8 protein-coding genes are annotated in these 12784 nt (G+C 43.7%); 1 reads left to right on the top strand and 7 read right to left on the bottom strand.

What is annotated here, in order from left to right:
* Positions 1-83: 83 nt before the first annotated feature.
* The 6 genes from PIL01S_RS08210 to PIL01S_RS08185 form a co-directional block, all read right to left on the bottom strand.
* The gene (locus PIL01S_RS08210; protein WP_127537093.1) at positions 84-767 is read right to left on the bottom strand and encodes a response regulator; all 684 of its coding nucleotides are present in this window, start codon (positions 765-767) and stop codon (positions 84-86) included.
* Positions 768-1979: a sensor histidine kinase gene (locus PIL01S_RS08205; RefSeq protein WP_127537092.1), complete on the bottom strand. Its 1212-nt coding sequence runs from the start codon at positions 1977-1979 to the stop codon at positions 768-770.
* A 220-nt stretch (positions 1980-2199) separates the two neighbouring features.
* Entirely contained in the window at positions 2200-2958 is a 759-nt protein-coding gene (locus PIL01S_RS08200; RefSeq protein ID WP_127537220.1) for an SDR family NAD(P)-dependent oxidoreductase, read from the bottom strand.
* Positions 2959-3278: 320 nt separating this feature from the next.
* A complete protein-coding gene (locus PIL01S_RS08195; protein ID WP_246058123.1) occupies positions 3279-4511 on the bottom strand; it encodes a cytochrome P450 family protein in 1233 nt (410 codons plus the stop codon).
* Positions 4512-4630: 119 nt separating this feature from the next.
* The gene (locus PIL01S_RS08190) at positions 4631-6058 is read right to left on the bottom strand and encodes an MFS transporter (RefSeq protein ID WP_127537091.1); all 1428 of its coding nucleotides are present in this window, start codon (positions 6056-6058) and stop codon (positions 4631-4633) included.
* Positions 6059-6288: 230 nt separating this feature from the next.
* A complete protein-coding gene (locus tag PIL01S_RS08185) occupies positions 6289-9018 on the bottom strand; it encodes a family 78 glycoside hydrolase catalytic domain (protein ID WP_127537090.1) in 2730 nt (909 codons plus the stop codon).
* Between the two features lie 153 nt (positions 9019-9171).
* On the opposite strand from PIL01S_RS08185, the gene PIL01S_RS08180 reads away from it, so the two are divergent.
* Positions 9172-10395 (top strand): helix-turn-helix domain-containing protein, encoded by a 1224-nt coding sequence (locus tag PIL01S_RS08180; RefSeq protein ID WP_127537089.1) that lies wholly within the window; start codon positions 9172-9174, stop codon positions 10393-10395.
* A gap of 35 nt (positions 10396-10430) precedes the next feature.
* On the opposite strand, the gene PIL01S_RS08175 is transcribed toward PIL01S_RS08180, so the two are convergent.
* A complete protein-coding gene (locus PIL01S_RS08175) occupies positions 10431-12677 on the bottom strand; it encodes a glycoside hydrolase family 3 C-terminal domain-containing protein (RefSeq protein WP_127537088.1) in 2247 nt (748 codons plus the stop codon).
* Positions 12678-12784: the final 107 nt, after the last annotated feature.

Genomic DNA, 12784 nt, shown 5'->3' with positions numbered 1-12784 from the left:
CATGTACGATGGGGCATAGAAGGGATAGGTCATAACGGGGCATACCATTTTTTATCTTTGATTACGAAAGAGTGCCTTACAAGTTACAAGTGTAAGATCCCCTTCTCGACAGCTACTGCAACAGCTACTGCAACAGCTTCTGATCGCGAATTCACTCCAAGTTTGTTGTAAATGTTAGTGAGGTATGCTTTTACTGTTCTCTCGGCAATACCCATATCAAAAGCAATATCTCTGCTGCGTAAACCACGAGCCACGGCTTGTAAAACGAGTAACTCTCTCTCACTAATCAGGGTTGACTCCTTGTCAATTAAAAGTTGTGGCTGTGTTTTGGATTCTTGAGAAGACTTCGCATGAAACGCAAAGAATCTTGACGTTATTTCAGGTTGAAGCAGTGTTTCTCCACGAATGGCAGAATCCAATGTTCGAAATAATTGTTCTCGGCTCGTATCCTTGAGCAAGTACCCTTTGGCTCCAAGGGAAAGTCCCTCGATCATCAAGTCATCTTCGTTGTATGTCGTTAGAATAATGACAGGTATACGAATGTGTTGCTCGTTCATACGTTTCAAGGTATCCAAACCACTGAGTCCCCCGGGCATATTCAAGTCCAGGAGAATGACATCAGGCTGTTTGTCTAACATAATTCGGATAGCTTCTTCTCCTTCCTCAGCCTCTCCGACAATTAGATAGTTGTCACTGGTCTCCAATATTAATTTAAGTCCTTCACGCACCACCCAATGATCATCTACGATGAGTATGTTATATTTCATTCAGACTTCTCCTTTTTCAAGTGGAACACGAAACAAAATAGTCGTTCCTTGTTTTCCGCTTTCAATCTCAATGTTGCCACCTATCAGCCTGGCCCGTTCATTCATCCCGATCAAGCCATAGTGCCCGGATTGTTTTCCGATTCGGTCTACGCTAAAGCCCCTTCCGTTATCTCGTATAATCAGATGGAAATCTTCTTTCTCCATAGCCATGTGAATGGTTACGCTCGTTGCCTGAGCATGCCTGGCTATGTTCATTAGCGATTCACTTAAAATGTGCAAAACGTGCTCCATTCCTACTTTGGATATGAAACTCGGAGCATTCCCGTCCAAAACGACTTCAATTCCGGTTGCCTGTTGGAAACGTAGCGTCTGTTCCTGGATTGCCTCTCCAAAGGTAATAGCCGGTGTGGCCTTGGTTCGAAGGTCATCAATGGCTTTGCGTGCATCAGCCAATGTTTGGCGTGCTTGGCCCATTGAACTGTGAATAATCTCGTGGGCGCGCGGAAAGCTCCCTCGATTCATGTGCTCATCGACGGCCTCCAGCTGCATTATAATACCAGCGAGTCCTTGAGCCAATGTATCATGCAGATCTCTTGCCATACGTTGTCGCTCGCTTGTTAGCGTCAATTCCTCTACTTTTTGATGAGCCTTCTCCAGCTCATGCAGAAACGTTAATGTTCTAACACGGGCATTGACCTGACGATAGAAAAGCACTGCATAGGACACCACGACAACGATCATCATTAACAGTAATAGGATTAACAAGGCAACATCCGTACCAGATCGTGTAAACAGGGTTATCGTGCAGAATAATAAATATAATAAAAATGCAACCAGTACAATTTTTGCCGTCTCATAGTATATGGCAAAGGTCTGTCCAATCAACACCGGAATTAAACCAATCAATACAGCAGGCATACCGTCTGGCATTAACATGGCACTTCCGTAAATTAACCCTGATTGAAGAAGTATATAGAGCAATTTGGATCGTTGTATAAGTTTGTTTACTTCCCAGTACACCATGGTATGAATTAACATTGCGGCTACAAAGATAATACTAGGTACTAATTTAGGGGCTGACATCGTTTGCAGGATCAAAGTAGCTATGGCAACAAGCCAAAGCCAGATGATTATGGGAATACGTGAAGACGCAATAGGGTCCGTTTCTTCATTTATTCCGGACGGATTTGCCTTCTTCCGTACTATTTTCATGGGATCACCTCTTGTATAAGTCATTATAGTCCAAATCACGACCAAAAAGATGTACGATCGTGCATGCCCTTTCGTACATACCCTTTTGTAATGAAAAATCGTCCACAAGTTAGACTTATGGACGATAATTTCAAATAATTATGCGAAACTTCACAATGGGATCTCCCTCCGGACAGTTCCTATTGTTGTAGCGTTTCAGAATGTGAATTTGAACAAATAATTAGAGTGTGATGCCACCATCTGCGAGGATGATTGATCCTGTCATGTAACTGGAATAATCAGATGCAAGAAACGCAACGATCTGGGCGAGCTCTTCTGGCTCTGCATAACGCCCGATCCGCATATTCGGAAACTCTTCAGGCACGTAACCGCTCTCCTGCAGCGATTGGGGAACCGCAGCCGTTAATGTTGTAGCTACCCCGCCTGGACAGATGGCATTGATACGAATACCTTTGCGTACATATTCAAGGGCCGCCGCTTTGGTCAAACCTGCAACCGCATGCTTGCTTGCGGTGTATGCAGCCAGACTGTGTTCAGCACGAATAGCCGTAGTGGACGCCGTATTAATGATATGCCCGTATCCCTGTTTATCCATAACCTGCAAGGCATATTTCATGCCTAAAAAGATCCCTTTCACATTCACATCCATGATCCGTGTAAATTCTTCCTCGGAGATATCCTGGAAACGTTGGAATTTCTGGAGTATGCCCGCGTTATTGAATGCCACGTCAATTTTTCCATAGGCTTCTACTGCTTTTTGAATATAGTTTTGAACATCACTCTCTTTGGATACGTCAGCCTGTACAAAAGTAGCTTCGCCGCCATTTTCGCGAACCAGTGCTAACGTTTCTTCCCCTGTCTGCTCATTGAAATCAACCAGTACAAGCTTCGCTCCGCGAGATCCCATAATCACGGCGCTGGCTCTTCCGATTCCACTCCCAGCTCCCGTAACAACGATCACTTTACCTTCCAGAGAAATACCTTCTTTATTTCCTGTCGGTGCACCAATTTCTTGCTTCTGGACTGTTGCTTCAAACGCAATGGCTGCCAGTTCCTGCTTCAAAATCTGAAGAGTAGACAAAGAAATATCTACCTGAGGCAATGCAGCTAATTGATCCAACGTAAAGTTAGTGGCCATCTTGAACGTTGGTTCCTTCACGAATTCCGGCAAATGCTTTTCAAGTACAGCAAACGATTCTGCGTTGTTCAACAATTCACCAATTCGGATATTCTCGTCATAACTCATTAGGTTCATCTCTCCAATATATTGATTAATTTAGGTTCAAACTATGATTTCGATTAGTATACGACCGGAAAAGCTTTAAGTCCCCGGATGATCATACCTGGCCTCCACTCCAGCAGTTCCGCATCCGTATTTAACCGAATCTCCGGCAGCCGGTGAAGTAAAGCGTTGATCGCAATTTCGCCTTCAAGTCTCGCAAGTGGAGCGCCAAGACAATAATGAATTCCTTTACCAAAAGCAATGTGGTCATTGACTTTGCGAGTAATATCAAACGTATCGGGGTTCTCATATCGACTGGAATCCCGATTCGCTGAGGATAAAGCGACCAGCATCATGTCTCCTTGGCGAATTTGTATTCCTTGAAAATCAACATTTTCTGCAGCCCATCGAACATTGCTAATTTCTGCCGGCCCATTAAATCGCAGCACTTCCTCAACCGCCGCTTGAATCAGATCCGGTTGCTCCATAAGTAGTTGCTTTTGCTGCGGATGTTCCAGCAACGCCAGCATGCCGTTCCCGATCAGATTCACTGTTGTTTCATGCCCCGCTATGATGAGTACGAACACAAGTGCATATAATTCCTGCTCTGTTAGTTTGTCGCCTTCTTCCTCTATGCTGATGAGATCGCTGATGAGGTCCTGTTGAATATGGTTACGACGCTCCGTGATCAGTTCTTGTAAGTAATCTACAAACGCCTTCATCACTTCATCGCTCTCCTGGTTCATCTGCGGATTGCTGACACTCTCCATAATGGTGTTGGACCAGGCTCTGAATTTGTCTTGATCCTTCAGCGGAACGCCTAACATTTCACAAATAACGATAATGGGCAGCGGGAAGGCATAGTCCTCGACTAAATCAAACTCCCGAGAGTTTCCGGCCTGAATCTTATCTAGCAATTCATCGCTTATTTCCACGATTCGTCCCCGCAGCCTCTCAATCATGCGAGGAGTAAATGCCTTCTGAATCAAGCGTCGCAGTCGACGATGATCTTCTGGACCAACACTGATCAGATTCCTTGAAATAATCGCCTGATGCGGAGGAAGGGACTCCTCCGTTTCATCGTTCCTGTTATCGAGAACCCCGGTTACAAAGCGACCATCCTGCAAAATGTTGACGGCATCCTCATATCGGGTAACCATCCACGCAGCATGCCCACTTGGCAGTAATAGTCGATGGACAGGCTCTTCGGAACGCAGTTTTTCGTAGACTGGGAAAGGCTGCTGAATGAAAGAATGATCCATGAAATCTACTTTGGACTTGGATCGACCTTGATTTTCATTGGTAAACATCACATCACCCCTTAAAATGATAGTATTAATATCACTACAATATAAAGACTATCATATTTAACAATTCACTTTCAAATAAGTTCATTTATTCCCAGTAATCCGCTATAACTTGCATCTTCCTAAGGATTCAAGCGTTCTTCCAGTTCTTTTACAATTTGAGGATACTTCTCATCCAAATCGTATTTGCGCAAGCAGAGATACGTAAGAACGAATATCACCAAAGGAAGATATACCGTCAGAACCAGGATGCTGGTAATCGCTGAATCGGCCTGTGTTACTAACGCTCCATCGTAGCTGCCCATGGCAAGAATCCAGCCGATCATCGCGGCAGCCAGGCCCGTACCAATTTTAACGCCAAAGCTGTTTGCGCTATTGACCATCCCAACTAAGCGTTTACCTGTCTTCCATTCACCGTATTCCACGGTGTTGTTCACCAACACTCCGCCGACAGCCATCATTGGAATGGTTGCCAGTGTCGCAATACCGCCAAGTACTATAGCTGCAATAAAGTTATATGGCATAAAGCAACGAATAAGTGATGAAACGATGCCAAGAATCATGCCTATCCGTGCAGTTCTGGTAAGTCCGAATTTCTTGATCATGGGTCCCACCATAACAAATCCCAAAAAAACCGGGACTAATCCAACTGCCCCCATGATTCCGATCAGGTTCTCATTCCCGAGAATATACTTGGTGTAATAGATTCCTGTTGAACCATTAAGCGTATAGAGCATGTTGATCAATAACTGAGCAAACAGCATGATGACCCAGTATTTGTTCTGGAATAGGAGCTTGATGCTTTCCCAGAAAGGAATGTTATCGCTTTCAACAATACTTGCGCCAGCATTGTTTTCTTTGGATGCTAAGAAGGTCAGGATTAAGGAAATGAAAGATACAATACCCAGAACAACCGCAACGATAATCCATGCTTTTTGATCCCCACCAAGCATATTGGTTAATGGAATTAATGCGATAGCGATAATCATCCCGATAATATATCCAAAGATGGTTCGGGTAAGGCCCATTTTACCGCGTTCTTCTACACTTCTGGTACGGATCGCCATCAAGCTTCCGAAAGGGATCGCAATTCCCGTATACACAATAGCTGAAGCAAAGGCAACTGTAGCTAACGCATAGAAGGTTTTTACCGTTGATGATGCCTCGGCGGGCACTTTGAACAGTAATATGATAGATGCCATTGCGGGGAGAGCCATCCATAGAATCCAAGGTCTAGCCTTTCCATATTTGGATTTTGTCGCATCAACGATCCTACCCATCAGCAAGTCTGTTATTGCATTGATAAATTTGGTGATGAGCATAATCGTGCCCACTGTGGCAGCAGCAATCCCTACCTTGTCTGTATAAAAATAAGTTAACATCCCAATCAGTCCGCTGATGGAGTTTAAAGCTACTTGGGCTGCTCCATCGCCTAAGTAATGGTAAGGGCGCATTGTTTTCTGAATTCCTTGGGCATCAAGGCCTAATGTCCTGGACTTTTTACTTCCCTTTCCAACTGGTGGATTAAAAATATCCCGCTCTGCTTTCATTGCTGTTCCCCCTTATTTCATTCGCTTCATGGTACCGCTTTCAAACATTATTTTAGTCCTCCTCAAGGGTTTAATATGGTAACTTCATTATTTTTTTAGTAAATTCGTATTGGTGCTTATCCTTTTTTTAAGTGCTATTTTTTCGTTCTTCCATAACGAATTTCTGTAATACAAAATGGCGCTGCTCGTTTCCTGCAGCGCCTTCATAATCAATCCTTATCCCTTCATACCTAAGATGCATTGAGCATTTGGATGACTCTTCTAAATAACTGTTCGGTCTCCTCTGGCGTATTGGCGAGCAATTCACTTACAGATAAATCATAAGCATATTGAATCATCGGGTGATCCAGCATACCGGGAGCGTGCTCGTTTAACATTCGAACTGCTGTGGGCTCTTCCACAATCTCTTTGAGTGTCGAATCCATGGTAAACCGTTCTCTTTCGAGACTGGTTTGCGTCGCATATTCGAAGCTGTAAGATCCGGAACCAACCTCCACAGGCACAGGTTTCTCAGGCAGTACAATAATTGCGGTTGTATTTGCTGGTATCGTTACTTTTACAATAATGTTACCCGCCCTGCATGACCAAGAGCTTTTTATCTCTCCGTAGACCGAATCAAAAGCAGCATCTACCGAACTGATTCCTCGGATGAATTGAGGTTTTATCAGAATCTTCTTATAACCTGCCTCAATTGGATTAATTCCCGCGAGTTTTCTATACATCCATTCCCCAATGGATCCATAGGCGTAATGATTCAAGGAATTCATACCTGATGTATCGAAATCACCATTAGGCAGAATGGAATTCCACCGTTCCCATATCGTGGTAGCCCCTTTTTTTACGGCGTACAACCAAGATGGGAAATCCTCTTTCAGAAACAAGGTACCAGCAAGGTCATGCAGGTCATTGTCCGATAAGGCATGGCACAGATATGGAGTACCAACAAATCCTGTCGTGAGATGGTTTTTATGTTTCGCTATATTGTTTTCAAGCGTCTTGCGAATCCGATCCTTGTATCTTTCCTCAGCAAGGTTGAAGTGTAGCGCTAACACGCAGGCCGTTTGAGTTTCGCTGACCAGTCTGCCAGTTGAAGAGATATATTCTGCATTGAAAGCCTGTTTGATCTGGCTGTGCAATTCTTCGTAACGGACGGCATCTTCGGTTTTGTCCAGAAGCTTGGCTGTCTTTGCAACCAGTTCGGTCGAATATGCATAAAAAGCGTTTGCTACCAGATAAACATCTGTAGCCCCTGTTCTATCGTTACTAATCTCCTCTTTGTCCAACCCTAACCAGTCCCCATATTGATAACCAGTCTGCCATAGTCCATTGGTTCCACAACGTGCAGTAATATAATCAATCCACCCCTTCATGCTGTCATATTGTTCTCGCAGCAATCGAAGATCTCCATAGGTTTGGTACATGACCCAAGGGACAATAACAGCGGCATCGCTCCAGGCAGCAGCACCTTCCTGATTTCCAAGAATGTTAGGAATGACATGGGGAACCCCATATTCCTCCGTCTGCTCAGAGGCAAGGTCGCGCAGCCATTTCTTGAAGAAGGAGGCAACATTCATATTGAACGCAGCGGTCCCGGCAAATACTTGTGCATCTCCTGTCCACCCTAGACGCTCGTCTCTTTGAGGGCAGTCCGTCGGTATATCCAGAAAGTTACCTCTTTGGCTCCACTGAATGTTGCTTTGCAGCTGGTTCACCATGGCATTGGAGGTCACGAAACGGCCTGTTTCCTCCAGACTTGAATGCAGCACGCAAGCTGTGAATTGATCGAGCTGGATCTCATCTACCCCTTCAATGGCGATATACCGAAATCCATGGAAAGTGAAATGAGGACGGAAAATTTGATCTTTACCGTTACAGATCAATCGATCAATGGATACTGCCTGTCTTAACGTATCCGGATAGAAATTTCCTTCCTTATCAAGAACCTCAGCATGCCGTATGGTTATCGTTTGACCTTTCCGCCCTTTGGTTCGAAGCTCTACAAACCCAGTAAGGATTTGCCCGAAATCTATGACACATTCTCCTTTAGGGGTTGTAATCAACTGAAGGGCAGGGAGCCTTTTTGTGATTTTGACAGATTCACTTTCCTGAGCGACAAGGCGATTTTTATCGAAAGAAGCCGTTTCCACATCGAAGGACTGACTTTCATGAAAACAAGAATCATAAGTCTCGCCCATGTAAATTTCACTTGAACGGATGGGTCCGGTAGTCACCTGCCAGGTTTTGTCGGTTGCAATGATCTCTTTTGTTCCATCCGTATAGACAATATGGATTTCAGCAAGTGCAGCAACTCTATCCCCGTAATGGTTCGGAGTGCAAGTAAAACCAAATATGCCTTTATACCAGCCATTCCCCACCGTAATCTCTATTTTATTCTGGCTCTCCAGCATCCCGTCCAAACGGTAAGTCTGATACTGCAATCGCTCGTTGTAATTCGTCCATCCAGGTGCAAAGTAGTCTTCTCCTACTCTTGTCCCATTGATCGCAATTTCATAAACACCGTGGGAAGTGGTATAGATTCGGGCTTGCTGAATTTCCTTTTCGACAGAGAATTCTTTGTAGAAAACGGGTGGAGCACTTTCTTCGCTCGGGAATGGATGTGTAATCCACTCTGCCTGAAAGTTGCTGCCATTCAGCAACCCGGTCTCAAAATGTCCTTCCATGACTGCGTGATTACCTTTGTTATCCCAAACTTCGACTTGAACCTGATACAAAGTCGAGGCCTGTAAACGAGGACCAGCATATTCCACTAAAACGGAGACGTCTTCATCCCTCTTTTCAGAATCCCAGATTTTCTGCAAATCTTGTGTGACACTTATTCGGTAAGCGGATTGCATTACGTCCTGTTCAGTAGAACCTAATTTCCATGAGAATCTTGGGTTTACTGTGTCCAGTCCAATCGGATTATGCATGTATTCAATCCGGAAATCTTTTAATTCCATGAGATGACCACCCTTCAACATAGATCTCACACACCTAAATGTTAACGCTTACTAAAATATCATAAAGAATTTTCCTCACACAATATGGTAATATCATTGTAATTTTATAATTTTGATGTGATAAAATGATTAAAAAAAGGAGTCACACACAAAATGGACCTAAAACGTCAATGTAAACTTATTGCAGAACTTTTTGATATGTCCATCTTCTTTGTAAGCTCCACCGGAGAGGTTCAATTCGAACTGATGGGTAATCGAATACTTAATCCGCTGTATAAAAATGATAAACAATTCTTTTTTTCAGTGTTGGGGTTTGATCCATCCGTGTGTAAAGAAGATCCTTCAGTTGTAAGAACGATGTTTTTTGAGAACTACATTTTAATTCGTATTGGTAACGATCTGAACGATGAAGGAACCATCATTTTAGGACCTTCCCTTCCATTTAGCTTGATTGAACATAAAATAAATGGGCTCATTAATGACACACATCTCTTTGCGAACCGGGAACAAGTATATCATTATTATCAGTCTGTTCCTGTGATAACACATGAGAGGCTAATTAACATCACGATCTTGGTTAATCAAATGTTTAATCACGAATTGATCGAAGCTGAGGATGTAGTACAGGACTATTTGCGCGGTATTCATATCAAGGAAAAAGAAATACAAAGTTCCATAAATTCATCAAAAGGCTATGATGAGATGCTCCATCACAACCCGCTAAATGAAAAGAAATTGTTAACGATTGTTAAGGACGGTAAATTGGATATGCTCAAACACTTTACACAACTTGGTCGTGAAAATACAGGAGTCCTGTCCAAATCAAGTCATATCCGTTCTAAAAAGAATCTTGGCATCATCGGTATCGCTCTTGCAGCCAGAGCAGCAATTGACGGGGGTCTCTATTCGGAGATTGCTTTTTCGGTAAGTGATGTTTACATACAGCGCCTTGAGGATCTACGGACCGATAAAGAGATCGATCAATGCTGCTTGGAAGCATTTTTTTCGTTAACCGAGAAAGTCTCTCAGGTTAAAGAATCGCAGCATTCTAAAATCGTAACACTTTGCAAAAATTATATATATAACCACCGTTATTCCAAAATGACACATGAAAAAATTGCTGAACATGCCGGTATTAGCCCAAACTATCTATCGGTACTCTTTAAAAAAGAAGTAGGAGTTCCCGTTAATAAATATATTCAACAGATTAAAATTGAGGAAGCTAAACATATGATTCACTTTACGAGCACTCCACTTTCTGAGATCGGGTCTCTTTTGAGTTTTACGGATCAGAGTTATTTCACCAAGATTTTTAAAAAACACACAGGTAGAACCCCTAAGCAGTATCAACAAACGCATCATATGTTAGAGGAATAAGCCCGATGGCGGGCTTATTCTAACGATGCATTCATTCAACGGTTAACAGCGGATAAGATACTTTGAAGTGTTTCTTCTGTGAACAGACCGTTGCTCATAAGTGCTGCATTGTGCAATGTGGTACCCATAATTAATTCCTGCATTCCCTCACCCAATCCTGCTCCATTCCCGTCATATTGCCCCATCGCAGCCATAATTTCAGCTCCGACGGGATGCTGCAGTAATTCACCGAATGTGGAATGCCTAGTAATTGGTTTGGTAACTATTACGCTCGATTCTACCTCGATCGTTTCAGTGAGTTCAATCTCTCTTGAAGATTTTCCGACCATAATGTCGAATTTCCCCGTCTCCACATGCCAGTCTTTCAGCTTAACATCGTAGTAAGCAAAGGCTCTTTTGCCCAGTTCAAAATGTACAGTGGTCTCTTCACCAGGCTGAAGTGAAACTTTGGCGTACCCCTTCAATTCCTGAAGTGGACGTGGGACCGTTGATTCCACATCACGTACATATAGCTGAACGGCCTCTTTTCCCTCTGTTTCACCCGTGTTTTTAATTGTTACTGAAACCGCTACACTGTCGGTATCTTTGATCTGTTTATGACTGACCTGTAGATCACTATAATCAAATTGGGTGTAGCTTAAACCGAAGCCAAATGGAAACAAAGGCTCAACATCTCTTGTATCGTAATGACGGTAGCCAGTAAAAACACCTTCTCGATATTCGACAGTCTCGCCGTCTCCGGGGAAATTCAAGTACGACGGATTGTGGATCAGTTTTTTAGGAAATGTCTCAGCCAGTTTCCCGCTTGGATTTACGCTTCCAAAGAGAATATCAGCGATTGCACCGCCCAAAGCCTGACCTCCAAGGTATGCCTCCAATACACCCTTAACTTTATCCAGCCAAGGCATTTCAATGGGACCTCCATTGCTCAATACAACAACAATGTTCTCTTGAACCTCCGCGACTGCTTCAATTAAAGTTCTGTGACTTTCGGGCAATTGAAGATGTTTCCGGTCGAAACCTTCGGACTCATAACGTTCAGGCAGCCCGGCAAAAATAACTGCAACCTGTGCATTCTTTGCGGCAGCTACTGCTTCTTGGATCAGTTCTTCGTTTACAACATCTTCGTCCAATGTATAACCGGCCGCATACGAGATGTTTGCACTGTCAGTGGCTGTTTTAAGGATTTCTTCATAGATGTTATCCAGCTTCGTTGGTATAACATGTGAACTACCGCCGCCCTGGTAGCGCGGGTGCTGCGCAAATGCTCCGATAACTGCAATGGAATCTTTGGTGTTTAGAGGTAGAATGCTCTCCTCATTCTTGAGCAGGACCATGCATTCGCTTGCCATTTTTCTGGCCAATTGGTGCTGTGCCTCTACATCAACCGATACTGACTTCCGCTGGCTATCTACAGCTTTGAATACAAGTGACAACAATCTCTCAACAGACTGATCCAGCACCTCTTCGCTCAGCTTTCCCGATTGAACAGCTTCAATAATTTTCTTGCTTCCCGCACCATGACTGGAGGGCATTTCCAGTTCCAGACCGGCAGCTAGTCCCTGATCCCGTTCATTGACAGCTCCCCAATCCGAGACCACTACGCCTGAAAATCCCCATTCATCCCGGAGAATTTCAGTCAGTAACCGGCTGTTTTCGGAACAAAATTCACCATTTACTTTGTTATAAGCGGCCATGACGGTCCATGGCTCTGCCTCTTTCACTGCATGTTCAAAGCTTGCAAGATAAATTTCCCGTAGAGTCCGTTCATCCACCACTGCATCGACGGACATACGCTTATATTCCTGGTTGTTTACAGCAAAATGTTTGATAGAAGTACCCACGCCTTGGCTTTGTACGCCTGAAATATAGCTAGCTGCCAAAGTCCCCGATAAATAAGGGTCTTCAGAAAAATATTCAAAATTTCGGCCACACAGCGGGGAACGCTTGATATTCACAGCAGGCCCCAAAATAATCGAAATATCCGCTGCTTGTGCTTCTTGTCCGAGTGCTGTCCCCATCGTATGGGCGAGTTCACGATTCCACGATGAGGCAACTCCACTTCCGGATGGGAAGCAGGTAGCTGGTAAACTTTTGTTTATACCTAGGTGGTCCGCAGTCCCGTCTTGTTTTCTAAGTCCGTGAGGCCCATCTGACATCATAATAGAGGGAACCCCAAGACGGTCAATGGTATTGGTATTCGTGAAATCTCTACCTGAGCAGAGTTCTGCTTTTTCTTCTAATGTCATTTGCTTGATCATTTCTTTCAAATTAGGATTCATTCGCTCTCCTCCGTTGGTAAACGTTAATAATGTAATCGGTTACTTCATAAGAGTAGAGCAAATGACCCTGAATATATGGTAAGATCGTTTTCTTTTTGGAAAAATAA

Source organism: Paenibacillus illinoisensis NBRC 15959, assembly GCF_004000925.1.
Classification (GTDB): Bacteria; Bacillota; Bacilli; order Paenibacillales; family Paenibacillaceae; genus Paenibacillus; species Paenibacillus illinoisensis.
This window is presented reverse-complemented; position numbering and strand designations above follow the sequence as displayed.